We start from the raw sequence: 14,574 nt of genomic DNA, 5'->3' as shown, positions 1-14,574 counted from the left end.
GATGGCCAGGTTTGAACGCGCGGCGCTCCTGAAGAAGTTTCGCGACATGGCGAGGCGCGGCGAGCCGATCGTCGGCGGCGGCGCCGGCACCGGGCTATCAGCCAAATGCGAGGAAGCCGGCGGCGTCGACCTCATCGTCATCTACAATTCCGGCCGCTATCGCATGGCCGGCCGCGGCTCGCTCGCGGGTCTGATGGCTTACGGCGATGCCAACGCGATCGTGGTCGACATGGCAAACGAGGTGCTGCCCGTGGTCACCAGGACGCCGGTGCTAGCCGGCGTCAACGGCACCGATCCGTTCCGCGACATGGACGTGTTTCTCGACCAGCTGAAGGCGCTCGGGTTCTCCGGCGTCCAGAACTTTCCGACGGTCGGCCTGATCGACGGCGCCTTCCGCGCCAATCTCGAGGAGACCGGCATGTCCTATGCGCTCGAAATCGACATGATCGCAAAAGCGCACGACAAGGACATGCTGACCACCCCTTACGTGTTCAGCGAGAAGGAAGCCGCAGCGATGGCGATCGCAGGCGCCGACATCATCGTCTGCCACATGGGCCTGACGACCGGCGGCACGATCGGTGCGCAGACCGCGCCAAAGCTCAAGGACTGCCCCGCGCGGATCGACACCTGGGCCGCCGCCGCGCTCAGCGTCAATCCGGACATCCTGGTGCTGGCGCATGGCGGCCCGATCGCCGATCCCGCCGATGCCGATTTCATCATGAAGAACACCCGCCATTGCCATGGCTTCTACGGCGCGTCCTCGATGGAGCGGCTGCCCGTGGAGCGGGCGCTGACGGAGCAGGTGCGTCAATTCAAGGCGATCGGCGCGCGATAACGCCTGATGGTACGAGGGAGGGAAAGATGTCAGGGATGCTGGTCGGTGAATTGATCCTCTGGCTGATCGTCGCGATCGTCGTGATCGTGGTCGGCGTCTACATCGTGAACTGGCTCTACCACCGCTCCTCCAAGGAGACCTCGTTCGTCCGCACCGGCTTCCTCGGCGAACGCGTGGTGATCAATGGCGGCGCCTTCGTTCTGCCGTTCATCCACGATTACACGCCGGTCAACATGAACGTGCTGCCGATGGGCATCGTGCGGTCGAAGCAGGATGCCGTGATCACCCGCGACCGGATGCGCGTCGACATCGAGGCCGACTTCTACGTCCGGGTGCAGCCGACCCGGGAGGCCGTCTCGATCGCCGCAGCCACGCTCGGCCGCCGCACCATGGAGCCGGAGCAGCTGCACGCCCTGCTCGCCGGCAAGTTCATCTCGGCGATCCGCTCGGTCGCCTCCGAAATGACCATGGAGGAGATGCACGAGCGGCGCGGCGACTATGTCGCGAGGGTCAAGACCAACGCCGCCGAGGCGCTCGCCCAGAACGGCCTCGAGCTGGAATCGGTCGCGATCACCGATCTCGACCAGACCGATCTCGAATTCTTCAACCCGTCGAACCGGTTCGACGCCGAAGGTCTGACCCGCCTGATGGAGGACATCGAGGCCAAGCGGAAGCTGCGCAACGACATCGAGCAGGACTCGATGATCAAGATCCGCTCCCGCAACCTGGAGGCCGAACGTCAGGCGCTCGAGATCGAGCGTGAGAGCGAGACGGCGCGCCTGGAGCAGGAACGCGACATCGAGATGCGCCGTGCGCTGCAGCGCACCGAAGTCGCCCGCGAACGGGCGCTGCGCGAGACCGAGGCCGAACAGGCGCAGATTTCCGCCCGCGAAGCCATCGAGCGTGCCCGCATCGCCAATGAGCAGGCAATCGCCGAGGCCCGCATCGCCTCGGAGCGCGAGACCCGCCAGAAGGAAATCGAGCGGACACGGACCATCGAGGAAAAGGAGCTGCTGGCGCGCGAGGAGATCGAGAAGACCCGCATCGCCAACCAGCGTTCGATCGACACCACCCGCATCGCCTCGGAACGCGAAGTCCGCCAGCGCGAGATCGAGCGGATGCGCACGGTCGAGGAAGCCGAGATCGCCGCCCGCGAGGCCATCGAGAAGGCCCGGATCCAGCAGGACCGCGTCGTCACCGATGCCCGCATCGCCAACGAAGAGGAGACGCGCCGCCGCGAGATCGAGCGGACGCGCGCGGTCGACGAGGCCGAGATTGCCGCACGCGAGGCCACCGAAAAGGCCCGCATCGCCCAGACCATGATCGTCAATGTGGAGCGGATCTCCTCGGACGAGCGCACCCGCGCGCTGGAGATCCAGCAGGTGCGGACCATCCAGGAGGCGGAGATCGAGGCGCAGCGTGCGGTCGAGGCCGCCCGCATCGCCCGCGAGCGGACGCTGGCCGCCGAGCGCATCGCCGCCGAGCAGAGCACCCGGCAGCTCGAGATCGAGCGCAACCAGACGCTCGACGTCGCCGGCATCGCCGCGCGCGAGACCACGGAGGCGACGCGCATCGCGCAGGAGGAGCGCGTGCGCTCGCTTGAGATCGCCCGCAACCGCGCCGTCGAGGAAGCCGACATCGCCTCGCGCGAGGCGATCGAGGCGGCCCGCATCGCCCAGGAGAAGGCGGTTGCGGCCGAGCGCATCCAGGCCGAACGCGAGACGCGCGCGCTGGAGATCGAACGGACCGGCGCGCTGGAGGCGGCCGAGCTCAAGCAGCGCGACGCCGTCGAGCGCCAGCGCATCACGGTCGATCTGGCGCTCGAGGCCGAGCGCATCAACTCCTCCAAGAAGCGTGAGGTGCTCAACATCGAGCAGAAGAAGGCGATCGAGATCGCCGATGAGGACCGGGTCATCGCCCTCTCCACCAAACGTTCCGAACGGATCGACGCCGACCGGCAGGTCAAGCAGGCCGAGATCGTCGCCCGCAAGGAGGTCGAGACCACCGACGTCTCGCGTGAGCAGGCGCTGGAGGCCGCCCGCATCGAGCGGCGCCGCGCGATCGAGCAGCTCGAGGTCGCCCGCGTGCAATCCCTGCAGGAAGCCGAGATTGCCTCCCGCGAGGAAGTCGAGCGTGCGCGTATCGCGTCCGATCGCGGCCTCGACGAAGCCCGCATCGGCCGCGAGCGCGAGCTGCGCAAGCTCGAGGTCAATCGCGAGAAGGAAGTCGAGACTGTCCTGATGGAAAAGGCGATTGCGATCCATCTGAAGTCCCTGGAGGAATCTGCGGCCAAGGCGTCGGCCGAGGAAGCGCGGATGCGCGCGACGGAAGCTACCGAGCGCGTCGTCACGGCCCGAGAGAGCGAGATCGCCAAGCGGCGCAAGACCGTCGAAATCCTGCTCGCCGAGAAACAGGCCGAGGAGACGCGCATCGCGGCCGAGGCCGAGCGCGTGCGCGCGGCGGTCGAGGCCGAGGCGCAGCGCATGCTCAACGAGGCCGAGAACGTGCTGACCGATCAGGCCCGCTACTCGCTGTTCCGCCGAAAACTGCTCGACCGCATCGAGGGCATCGTGCGCGAGAGCGTCAAGCCGATGGAGAAGATCGAAGGCATCCGCATCCTCCAGGTCGACGGCCTCAACGGCAACGGCCACGGAAATGGCAATGGCGGCCGCAGCGCCACCGACGAAGTGATCGACTCGGCATTGCGCTACCGCGTCCAGGCGCCGCTGATCGACTCCATCCTGTCGGACATCGGCGTCGAGGGCGGCAGTCTCGCCAAAATGCCGGGGCTTATCCGCGAGGCCCGCGACATGCAGGGCATCAAGGATTCCGCGCGCAAGAGCGGCGGCGGCGACAAGCCTGCCGGCCCGCCTTCTGCCGAAGGCGAGCCGCCGGCCGAGCGCGCTCCGAAGAAGAAGAGCTGAGGTCGCGCCATGGCCCGCGTCTACGTCTCCACCGTGGTCAACGCCCGCAACGATCGCGTCTGGGCACGGGTGCGCGATTTCAACGGCCTGCCGAACTGGCATCCGGCCATCGCCGAGAGCCGGATCGAGGGCGGCGAGCCCTCCGACAAGATCGGCTGCGTGCGAGATTTTCGCCTGCGCAACGGCGACCGCATCCGCGAGAAGCTGCTCGGCCTCTCCGACTACGACATGTTCTGCACCTACTCGATCCTGGAATCCCCGATGGGTGTCGAGAACTACGTCGCGACCCTGCGGCTGACGCCCGTCACCGACGGCGACCAGACTTTTGTGGAATGGACCGCCGAGTTCGATTGCGCCCCGGAGCGGGAGACCGAGCTCGTCAACAACATCGGCGGCGGCGTGTTCCAGGGCGGCTTCGACGCCCTGAAGCGCGTGTTTGGAGGCTAGCAGTGCCGCATGTCGTCAAGAGCACCATCCTGAACGCGCCGACCGACGCGGTGTGGGACGTGCTGCGCGATTTCAACGGGCATGATCGGTGGCATCCGGCGGTGGCGATCTCCTCCATCGAACGCGCGCAGTCCGCCGACAAGATCGGCTGCGTCAGGCGGTTCAAGCTCAAGGACGGCTCCGAGCTGCGCGAGCAGCTGCTGGCGCTGTCCGACCTCGAACAGACCTTCAGCTATTGCCTGCTCGATACGCCGATCCCGATGTTCAACTACGTCGCCCATGTCCGGCTGCTGCCGGTGACCGACGGCGACCGCACCTTCTGGCATTGGGAGTCGCGCTTCACGACAAAGCCTGAGGACAAGGACCGGATCACCCACATGGTCGCCGAGGACATCTATCAGGCTGGATTCGAGGCGATCCGCCGCCATCTGAGGGAGGCCGCATAGCATGGCCGTGACGGTAAAGACCTTTGCGAATGCGAGCGAGGCGGCCGGAGCGCTGTCCTCGGACCGTAGCGCGCGCTATCTCGGCGGCGGCACGCTGGTGATGCGGGCGCTGAACGAGGGCGATGTCTCGATCTCGACGATCGTCCGCGCGCAGGACCAGGCGCTGAGCCGGATCGATGCGTCCGGCCCGCGCGTGACGTTGGGCGCCGGTGTCACCTTCGCGCGCATCCTCGCCGAGCGCGACCTCTCCTTTCTGCACGCGCCTGCCCGCTCGATCGGCGGTCCTGCCGTACGGAACATGGGCACGGTCGGCGGCAATCTGTTCGCGCCAAATCCTTACGGCGATTTCACCGTGGCGCTGCTGGCGCTCGATGCCACCGTCGCCGTGCAAGGCGGCTTCGGCGCCCGCGACATCCCTATCGAGGAGTTTTTGCAGGCGCGCGACCGGCAAGCCGGCACGCTGGTGCTGTCGGTGTCCTGTACCCGGCCGGCGAGCGCGGACGCCTTCCGTTATCGCAAGATCGCGCGCATCAAACCGAAGGGCGGCTCGGTGATCACGCTGGCCGCGCATCTGCCGATCAGCGGAGGACGGATCGTGGGCGCGCGGATCGCGCTGGGCTCGATGGCCCCGACCCAGATCCGCGCCCGCGCGGCCGAACGCGCGCTGGAAGGGCGCTCGCTGGATACCGCCACCATTGCGGCTGCGGCATCCGCGGCAGCCGAAGGAACATCGCCATCCGACAACGCGCTCGGCAGCGCCTGGTATCGCCGCGAGATCGTCGGCGTGCATTTGCGGCGTCTGCTGTCGGGACAGGAATAGCTCGCCATGACAAAAATACCCCTGCAGTTTCGCCACAACGGCCGCGACGTCGCGATCTTCGTCGACGGCGGCACTAATCTCCTTGTGGCGCTGCGCGAATTGATCGGCGACATGACCCCGAAATTCGGCTGCGGCCAGGGCGGCTGTGGCACCTGCAGCGTGCTGATCGATGGCGAACTCCACCTCTCCTGCCTGACGCTCGCCGAGACGGTCGCGGGCCGTGCGGTCGAGACGCTGGACGGCATGAAGCAAGGCCCGAACCTGCATCCGCTCCAGCGCGCGTTCGCCGACAATTTCGCCGCCCAGTGCGGCTATTGCACACCGGGCATGCTGATGGCCGCCAAAGCCCTGCTCGACCGCAATTCCTCCCCGAGCCGGGCCGACGTGATCGAGGCGATCTCCGGCAACATCTGCCGCTGCACCGGCTATGAGCCGATCATCAATGCCATCCTCGCCGCCGCGGGCGGCCGGGCCAGCGCCTGAGGTCAGACCATGCTGGAACTGCGCAAGGACATCTTCGCCGACGAGCGTGACGATAACCTGAAGGAAATCGGCAAGGGCACGCAGCGCCAGGACATGCTCGGTCACATCACGGGCACGTCCAGTTATTTTGGCGATCATAAGCTCCAGGGCATGCTGCACCTGAAGGTCGTTCGTTCGACCCAGGCCCATGCAAGGCTGCGCCGCATCGATACCACCGAGGCCGAGCGCTCGGCCGGCGTGCGCCGGATCATCCGCGGCGCGGACGTGCCACGCAACCTCAACACGCTGCTCAGCCTGATCAACTTCGGCAAGGACGACGAGCCGTCGCTGGCCGTCGACAAGGTCCGCTACAAGGGCGAGCCGATCCTTGCCATCGTCGCCGACAGCGAGCGCGAGGCATTCGAGGCGATCGCAAAGGTCAAGATCGACTACGAGCCGCTGCCGACCGTGTTCGACGTCGAGGACGCGCTGAAACCCGGCGCCCCCGTGGTCAACGAGACCTATCCGAAGAACGCCTTCATCTATCACGACGTCTACGATCACCAGCGCCTGCGTTTTGGCGATGCCGATGCGGCGCTCGCAACCGCGGACCATGTGCTGGAGCAGCGCTACCAGATGTCGCCGATCGAGCACGCGCCGACCGAGACCAACGGCGCCATCGCCGCGCCCGATACCAACGGCCGCTACGTCGTCTACACCTCGACGCAGGCGCTGTTCTTCTCGGTCGACACCTGCGCCAAGATTTTGGACGTGCCCTCCAACACCTTCCACTTCATCGGCGGCACCGTCGGCGGCGGCTTTGGCGGCAAGGTCGATACGCTGACCGAGCCGCTCGCGATCCTCGGCGCCATGCTGACAGGGCGTCCCGTCCGCTACGTGTTCGGCCGCGAGGAGGAGATGCAATACGGCCCGCCGCGCGGCGCCGAGCGCATCTACATCAAGGACGGCGTGATGCGCGACGGCCGCATCGTGGCGCGCAAGATCCGCGCCTATTTCGACAGCGGCGCCTATACGCGACTGTCGAGCTACGCTGCGGTGAAATGCGCCGCGCACCTGCCGGGGCCCTACACCATCCCGAACGTCTATGGCGACGTCTACTGCGTCTTCACCAACCGCACGCCGGCGACCGCCATGCGCGGCTTCGGCGTCACCGCGATGGACTTCGCCATCGAATGCCAGATGGACAAGCTCGCAAACCTCGTCGGCATGGACCCGATGGAGTTCCGGATTCTGAACGCCTATCGCGACGGCGACATGAAGGCCCACCGACGCGAGGCCAAGAACACCGCGCTGATTGAATGCGTGCAGGTTGCGGCGGAAAAAGCCAAGTGGCCAATCCGCGACGAGTTCAGGCGCGCCTCCTCGCGCACGGACGGCGGCGGCAGCCGCGCCGCGATTCCGCCGACACCGACAGACTCGCGCGCAAGGCCGACGGCTCCGGCACAGCAGCGCACGAGCTACGATCGGCTCCCGCCCACCGTCACCCGCGAACCTCCGCGCGAGCCGCCACCACCGAGTCCGCCGCCGCCCTCGCCGCGGCCGGTCACGCCTTCGCATGGCGCGACCCGTTTCTCCTCCGTCTTCGGCACCAGGAGGCGCTAGATGACCAGGCATCGCGGACGCGGCATGGCGTCGATCAACTATCCCATCGGCATGAATCTCGGCGGCGATCCGAGCCAGGCGCTGGTGCACTCCAACCCCAGCGGCAAGTTCACCGTGGCGCTGTCGTCGATCGACCTCGGCCAGGGCATGAAATCGGTAACGCGGCAGATCTGCGCGGAGACGCTGGGCGTGCCGGTCGAGGACGTCTATGTCGACACCGCCGATTCCGACACCGGGCCGCACTGCATGGGCTCGTTCGCCTCGCGCGGCACCCATCGCGTCGGCAACGCCGTGATGGCCGCCGCCCGGGAGGCGCGCGGCGTGATGATGGAGGCCGCCGCAGAGGAGCTCGAGGTCAACGCCGCCGATCTGGAAACCGACGGCCGCGGCAACATCCATGTCAAAGGCGCGCCGCATCGCTCGATCTCGACCAAGGACGTCGCGATCGCCGCGCAGTTCAGGCAGGGGAAGACCATCTCCGGCCGCGGCATCTTCCTCGTGCCGCTGTCGGACGTCGACCCCGAAACCGGCGAGATGTCTCCGGCGACCTGCTATGCCCATGCCTGCCTCGTTGCCGAAGTCGAGGTCGACGACGAGACCGGCGAGGTCGCGATGGTCCGGATGGATTCCGCCTATGAGCTCGGCCGCGCGCTCAACCCGCGCCTGGTCGAGCAACAGCTCGTCGGCGGCGCCTGGATGGGCGTCAGCCATGCGCTCTACGAGACGCCGGAGCCATACTATCCCGATCCCGTCCACGGGCCCCGCGACTTCGTCGAATATCTGATGCCCGGTCCCGGTGATATCTGCCCGCATGATATTGCCGTGCTGGAGCGTCCCGCTCCTGATGGTCCGTTCGGGGGAAAAGGCCCTGGCGAGATGTGCGCCAATCCGGTGCTGCCGGCGGTGGCGAATGCGATCTTCAACGCGGTGGGCGTGCGCATCGACGAGCTGCCGATCACGCCGGAGAAGGTGCTGCGGGCGATCAAGGCCCAGGGCGGCGCGCGGCCACAAGCGCGGCGTTAGAGGATCAGTCGTGGCGGTTCGTAGCAACATCGTCGGCATCGACAGCCCGGAAGCGCTAGAGAAGGCGCTTCGGGCTGCCTACTACCTCGCCGACGAGGGCCTTGCGACTGCGGCCTATCTCGGGCTCGCGCTTGGCAAGCCGCTGCTGCTGGAAGGCGCGCCCGGCGTCGGCAAGACGGAAGCCGCAAAGGCTATCGCCGCCGTGCTCGGCCGCCGCCTCATCCGCCTGCAATGCTATGAGGGCATCGACTCCTCCGCTGCGCTCTATGAGTGGAACTATCCGCGCCAGATGCTCGCGATCCGCCAGGCCGGCGACGACAGCATCGACATCTATGGCGAGACCTTCCTGATCGAGCGGCCGATGCTGGCGGCGCTGCGCGCACCTGATTCCACCGTGCTGCTGATCGACGAGATCGACCGTGCCGACCAGGAGTTCGAGGCGTTCCTGCTCGAATTCCTCTCGGACTTCCAGATCTCCATCCCCGAGCGCGGCACGGTCCGCGCCGCCGAGAGGCCGGTCGTCGTGCTCACCTCGAACCGGACGCGCGATTTGCACGAAGCGCTGCGCCGCCGCTGCGTCTATCACTGGATCGACTATCCCACCGCCGAGCGGGAGGCGCGCATCGTCATGATGCGCGCATCCAGCGTCGCCGAAGCCACGGCCCGTGCCGTCGTCGCGGCCGTCGAGAAGTTGCGGCGCGAGCCGCTGAGCAAGGCCCCCGGCATCGCCGAGGCCGTCGACTGGGCCGAGGCCGCGACCCTCCTCAACATGGGCGGCGCGCGCTGGCCCGATGCTTTCAAGCGCTCGATCGGCGTCGCGCTGAAGGACGAGGAGGACCTGCACTTCATCGCGCCGCGGCTCGATGCCCTGCTCGCGGAGGCGACCGCATGAGCACCGAGCTGCAGCTCCCGCGCGCTGCCCGCATCTTCGTTTCATTCGTCGCGCTGCTGCGCGCCAACGGCTTCGCCGTTGCGCCGGAGCAGACCACCGCCTTCCTTGCCGCGATCGCGCTGCTGGGCCCGCGCGACCTCGACGACATCAGGCTGTCTGCGCTCGCCACCCTCGCACCGCCGCCCGAGCGCCGCGCCACCTTCGACCGGCTGTTCGACCTTCATTTCCGCGGCAGTGAGGCGATCGAGCATGCCGAAGACGGCGAGGACGATGAGACCGTTCGTCTGCAGGAGGAAGGTCGCGGCGACGAGGAGCCCCTGCTCTCCGACGACGCCAACGAGTCCGGCCTCACTGCGACGCGCACCGAGGCGCTGGTCGAGCGCCGCTTCGCCCAGCTCTCCACGACCGATGCGCTGCGGCGCCTGGCACGCCAGGCCCCGCGGCGCCTGCCGCGCCGGCGCGGGCACCGCCGCATGCGGGCGCGCCGCGGCCCCTTCGCCGATCTCCGCCGCACCTTGCGCGACAGCGTCCGCAGCGACGGCGAGATCCTCCGTCTCGGCCACATGAAGCGGCGCCAGCGCCCGCGAAAGTTCCTGCTGCTGATCGACGTCTCCGGCTCGATGAAGAGCCGCACCGAGGAAAACATGAAGCTGGCGCATGCGCTGGTGCAGGCCGCGCCTGACGTCGAGGTCTTCACCTTCGGCACGCGGCTGACCCGTGTCACCCGCGCGCTGCGGCTGAAGCGCCGCGAGCAGGCGTTGAACGCCGCCGCGCATCTCGTCAGCGACTGGGACGGCGGCACCCGCATCGGCGACGCGCTGCAAGCCTTTCTCGCGGTCCCGCGGTTCGGCGGCTATGCCCGCGGCGCCGCCGTGGTCATCATTTCCGACGGGCTCGAGCGCGGTGAACCCGACGCCCTTCGCGACGCCGTCGCGAAACTATCGCGGCGGGCCTGGCGCCTGAGCTGGCTGACGCCGCTCGCGACAGGCCCCGGCTTCCGCCCGCAGACCGAAGCGCTGGTCGCGATCGAGCGCTTCGTCGATGATCTCGTGGACGGCGGATCGAGCGCCTCGATCGTCGCCCATGTGCTGGCACTGGGAAGGAGAGCTGCGTGAACGATATTGTCGACGGCCACCATCACATCTGGCGGCAGGCCGACCTGCCGTGGCTGACCGGTCCCATGCAGCCCCGCATCTTCGGACCATACGAGCCGATCCGGCGCGATTACCCGATCCAGGAATACCTCGAGGATCTCAAGGACACCGGCGTTACCCGCTCCGTCTATGTGCAGACCAATTGGGCACAAGAGCATTTCGAGGAGGAGGCAGCCTGGGTGCAGCGGACGGCCGACGAGCACGGCTGGCCGCACGCCATCGTCGCCTACGCCAATTTCGCGGTCGACGACGTCCGCCCGCAGCTCGACCGCCTCAAGCGTTATCCACTGCTGCGCGGCGTGCGCATGCAGCTGCACTGGCACGAGAACCCGCTGTATCGCTTCGCAGCCCGTCCGGATCTCTGCGCGGACCCCCTGATCCGCCGCAACGTCGCGCGTTTGGCCGATTACGGCTGGAGCTTCGACCTGCAGGTCTTTACGCCGCAGATGCCGGATGCGGCGCAGCTCGCCGAGTCCTGTCCCGACGTGACCTTCATCCTTCAGCATGCCGGCATGCCCGAGGATCTCTCGCCGGCAGGACGGGCGGCCTGGCGCGCCGGGATGGCCCGGCTTGCGACTTGTCCGAACGTGGTCTCAAAACTGTCCGGGCTCGGCACATTCATCCACCACAATGACGCTGCGCATATCGCCGCCGTGCTCACCGACACCGTCGCGATCTTCGGCGCGGAGCGCTGCCTGTTCGGCTCCAATTTCCCGATCGAGAAATTGTGGACCAGTTATCGCGAGCTCGTCGGTGCCTTTCGCGCAGCCGCCACCCCGTTCAGTGCGGATCAACAGGACGCGATCTTCAGGACGACAGCGACGCGCGTCTACCGGCTTTGACGGACAAGAAACAAGATAGGGAGGGAATCGAATGGCGCTGGAGATCAAGATCCTGGACTACGGCGATATCGAGCTGGAATCGAGCTTTCTGGTGCTCGGCCGCGACTGCGGCCGCACCCGCCGCGTCCTCACCCTCGGCTTCCTGATCCTCGGCGGCCCCTATCCGGTCGTGGTCGACACCGGCTATCGCTCCAACCAGATCATGGAGACGCTGGGCATGCGGGGGCTCCAGTATCATGAGAACATGATCGAGAACCAGCTCGCGCGTCACGGCGTCCGCATGGGCGATGTGCGCTTCGTCTGCCACACTCATCTGCACATCGACCACGCCGGCAAGGACGATCTGTTCCCGATGAACACGACCGTCGTTCTCAACCGCCGCGAGCTCGAATATTCCGTCTCCGGGCTGATGCATCCACAATATCCGGCGCCCGACATCAAGCACCTGATCGACCGCCTGCACACCAAGAGCGCGCTGCGCTTCCTCGACCTTGAAATCACCGGACCGATCGAGCTGATGCCCGGCGTCTATTGCGACGCCGCCAACGCCCACACCGAGGGCTCGATGAACATCATCGTCCACACCGCCGATGGCATCGCGACCATCTGCGGCGACGTGATCTACGACTTCAACGATCAGATCGTCACGCCTTTCCATGAAATCCACGATTGGGAGCCGCGCACCACCGGCAACCATGGCACCAGCAAGCGCGCGGAAAAGGCCGCGATCAAGAAGCTGCTCAGCAATTCGCGCTACCTGCTCCCCGTCCACGACCGGCCCGCCAAGATCGAAGGCGGCAATGTCGTGGGGCGCCTGCACGATCAGGTCCCCGGCCCGATCGTTCAGTCCCTCCCCCAGCGCAACTGGTTCCCGGCTTGATATGTCGAGGATCGACCGATGACGCATGTAACGTTGCGAAGCGAGTTCGAGACTTTGATCGACCCCTATGCGCCGGTCGCACAGATCGGCACCGGCTTCGACTTCACGGAAGGGCCGATCTGGCATCCGGTCGATCATTATCTGCTGTTCTCTGACATGCCGGGCGACGTGCGCAGGCGCTGGGATGCGCGGCGCGGCGTCGTCGAGGTCAAGCGTCCCTCGAACAAATGCAACGGCATGACCTATGATGCCGAGCTCAACCTGATCGTCTGCGAGCACGCGACGTCGTCGCTGGTCCGCGAACGCCCCGACGGACGGCGCGAGGTGCTGGCCTCGCATTTCCGCGGCCAAGAGCTCAACAGCCCGAACGACGTCTGCGTGCATTCATCCGGCGCGATCTATTTCTCCGATCCCTGGTATGGCCGCATGCCGGTCTATGGCGTCGAGCGGCCCCGCCAGCTCGGCTTCCAGGGCGTCTATCGCGTCGTGCCCGGCGGCGAACCGAAGCTCGTGGTCGAGCGCAACCTGTTCGATCAGCCGAACGGGCTGTGCTTCTCGCCGGACGAGAAGCTGCTCTACGTCAATGACACAGTGCAAGCGCTGATCCGCGTGTTCGACGTCAACAGCGACGGTTCGCTGTCCAATGCGCGGGTATTTGCGAGTGGCATCAAGTCCGAGCTCGAACCCGGCTTGCCCGACGGCATGAAGTGCGATCAGCAAGGCAATGTCTGGGTCACCGCGCCCGGCGGCGTCTGGGTCTATTCGCCGCGCGGCGAACTGCTCGGCAAGGTCCGCGTGCCGGAGCTGGTCGCCAACCTCGCCTGGGGCGGGCCGGATTTCCGCACGCTTTATCTCACCTCGACCCATTCGGTATACGCGATTCCAACCAAGGTCGGCCCGCGGAATGAGCCCTATATGAGCGGCAGGCGCGCTGGTGGCGGAACAAGCCCGAGCTCATCGCCAGCCTCACCTGTTCTGACCGAGGGCGAGATGCGGCTCGATCCGCAACGCTGCGCCATGATCATCCAGGATCTCCAGAACGACGTCATCATGGACGGCGGCGCTTTCGCCGAGTCAGGCGCGCCGGGTCACGCCAAGCAACAGCACGTCGTGGAGAACGTGCGCCGCCTCGCGGAGGCCGCACGCGCGCGCGGCGTCGCCATCATCCATGTCTGGTTCGTCGTCGAGCCCGGGGCACCGGGCGTCACGCTGAATGCTCCGTTGTTCGAGGGCCTCGTCGACAGCAAGGCGATGGTGCGCGGAAGCTGGGGCGCATCGCCTGTCTCCGGCCTCGAGCCGCGGCCCGGCGACTTCGTCGTCGAGAAGATGCGGATGAGTGCCTGGGAAGGCACGCGGCTGGAGACGATCCTGAAAGCGACCGGCCGCGACATGATCATCAATACCGGCGCGTGGACCAACATGTCGGTGGAACACACCGCGCGGACCGGCGCCGACAAGGGCTATTTCATGATCGTGCCCGAGGATTGCTGCTCGACCATGAATGCCGACTGGCACAACGCCTCGATCAACTTCGCCATGCAGAACGTCGCGGTCGTGACCAGCGCCGACACCGTCATCAGAGCGCTGGGATGAGCTGTGGCAAAGCTCCTGCACCTGTCCTGCTCGCCCCGCGTCGAGTCCGAGTCGACTGCCGGCGCGCGTATCTTTCTTGACGGATTCCGCCAGGCTCGGCCGGATTGGGACGTCGATGTCGTGGACATCTGGCGAGAGCGGATGCCGGAATTCACGGGCCCTATTGTCGAAGCCAAATATGCGCGCATGAAGGCTCAGGCCTTCACCGAGGCGCAACGCGACAGCTTTGCCGAGGCGGAGCGAATGGCGCTGCGCTTTTCGCGCGCCGATCGGGTGCTGATCTCGACCCCGATGTGGAACTTCGGCGTTCCTTACAAGCTCAAGCAGTGGTTCGACATCATCGTCCAGCCCGGGCTCACCTTCCGGTTCGATCCGTCGCAAGGATATTTCCCGCTGCTGCAGGATCGGCCGACGCTGGTCGTCATCGCGAGCGGCAGCGATTTTGCCACTGGCATGAACCGCGGCCGCATCGATATGGCAACGCCTTACATAAGGGAAATCCTGCGCTTCATCGGAATCAGCAATGTCCGTTTCGTGCTGATCGGTCCAACCACCGGACCGCAGCAGCCTATCGATGCTGCCCGCGAAAGGGCCCATCAACGCCTCGCTGCGATGGCTGCGACCTTCTAGAGC

14 protein-coding genes are annotated in these 14,574 nt (G+C 66.6%); all 14 read left to right on the top strand.

The annotated features are described in order from the left end of the window. Position 1: 1 nt before the first annotated feature. The 14 genes from JQ566_RS04380 to JQ566_RS04315 are packed head-to-tail and all read left to right on the top strand — an operon-like array spanning position 2 to position 14,571. A complete protein-coding gene (locus tag JQ566_RS04380; protein ID WP_212370433.1) occupies positions 2-835 on the top strand; it encodes a phosphoenolpyruvate hydrolase family protein in 834 nt (277 codons plus the stop codon). A gap of 26 nt (positions 836-861) precedes the next feature. Next, positions 862-3,759 carry a flotillin family protein gene (locus JQ566_RS04375; RefSeq protein WP_212370431.1) on the top strand — a complete coding sequence of 966 codons (2,898 nt, stop codon included), beginning with the start codon at positions 862-864 and terminating at the stop codon, positions 3,757-3,759. A gap of 9 nt (positions 3,760-3,768) precedes the next feature. After that, entirely contained in the window at positions 3,769-4,206 is a 438-nt protein-coding gene (locus tag JQ566_RS04370; RefSeq protein ID WP_097659057.1) for an SRPBCC family protein, read from the top strand. A gap of 2 nt (positions 4,207-4,208) precedes the next feature. After that, positions 4,209-4,652 (top strand): SRPBCC family protein, encoded by a 444-nt coding sequence (locus JQ566_RS04365; RefSeq protein WP_212370429.1) that lies wholly within the window; start codon positions 4,209-4,211, stop codon positions 4,650-4,652. A gap of 1 nt (position 4,653) precedes the next feature. Continuing rightward, positions 4,654-5,472 (top strand): FAD binding domain-containing protein, encoded by an 819-nt coding sequence (locus tag JQ566_RS04360; protein ID WP_212370427.1) that lies wholly within the window; start codon positions 4,654-4,656, stop codon positions 5,470-5,472. A gap of 6 nt (positions 5,473-5,478) precedes the next feature. Continuing rightward, complete coding sequence (locus JQ566_RS04355; protein WP_212370425.1) at positions 5,479-5,955, top strand: (2Fe-2S)-binding protein; 477 nt, start codon at positions 5,479-5,481, stop codon at positions 5,953-5,955. A gap of 9 nt (positions 5,956-5,964) precedes the next feature. Next, positions 5,965-7,557: a xanthine dehydrogenase family protein molybdopterin-binding subunit gene (locus JQ566_RS04350; RefSeq protein WP_212370423.1), complete on the top strand. Its 1,593-nt coding sequence runs from the start codon at positions 5,965-5,967 to the stop codon at positions 7,555-7,557. Continuing rightward, entirely contained in the window at positions 7,558-8,580 is a 1,023-nt protein-coding gene (locus JQ566_RS04345) for a xanthine dehydrogenase family protein molybdopterin-binding subunit (protein ID WP_212370421.1), read from the top strand. Between the two features lie 10 nt (positions 8,581-8,590). Further along, positions 8,591-9,472 (top strand): AAA family ATPase, encoded by an 882-nt coding sequence (locus JQ566_RS04340; protein ID WP_212370420.1) that lies wholly within the window; start codon positions 8,591-8,593, stop codon positions 9,470-9,472. Next, complete coding sequence (locus JQ566_RS04335; RefSeq protein WP_212370419.1) at positions 9,469-10,587, top strand: vWA domain-containing protein; 1,119 nt, start codon at positions 9,469-9,471, stop codon at positions 10,585-10,587. The genes JQ566_RS04340 and JQ566_RS04335 overlap by 4 nt, the downstream gene beginning before the upstream one ends. Further along, positions 10,584-11,468 (top strand): amidohydrolase family protein, encoded by an 885-nt coding sequence (locus JQ566_RS04330; protein ID WP_212370418.1) that lies wholly within the window; start codon positions 10,584-10,586, stop codon positions 11,466-11,468. Before JQ566_RS04335 ends, JQ566_RS04330 begins: the two co-directional genes overlap by 4 nt. Before the next feature lie 31 nt (positions 11,469-11,499). Further along, positions 11,500-12,348, top strand: a complete 849-nt coding sequence (locus JQ566_RS04325) for an MBL fold metallo-hydrolase (protein WP_100231006.1) — start codon at positions 11,500-11,502, stop codon at positions 12,346-12,348. 18 nt (positions 12,349-12,366) lie between these two features. Next, the gene (locus JQ566_RS04320; RefSeq protein ID WP_212370417.1) at positions 12,367-13,941 is read left to right on the top strand and encodes an isochorismatase family protein; all 1,575 of its coding nucleotides are present in this window, start codon (positions 12,367-12,369) and stop codon (positions 13,939-13,941) included. A gap of 3 nt (positions 13,942-13,944) precedes the next feature. Next, positions 13,945-14,571: an FMN-dependent NADH-azoreductase gene (locus JQ566_RS04315; RefSeq protein ID WP_212370416.1), complete on the top strand. Its 627-nt coding sequence runs from the start codon at positions 13,945-13,947 to the stop codon at positions 14,569-14,571. Positions 14,572-14,574 lie beyond the last annotated feature (3 nt).

It is taken from the genome of Bradyrhizobium sp. SZCCT0231 (assembly GCF_018130245.1).
In the GTDB taxonomy this organism is placed as follows: domain Bacteria; phylum Pseudomonadota; class Alphaproteobacteria; order Rhizobiales; family Xanthobacteraceae; genus Bradyrhizobium; species Bradyrhizobium japonicum_F.
This window is presented reverse-complemented; position numbering and strand designations above follow the sequence as displayed.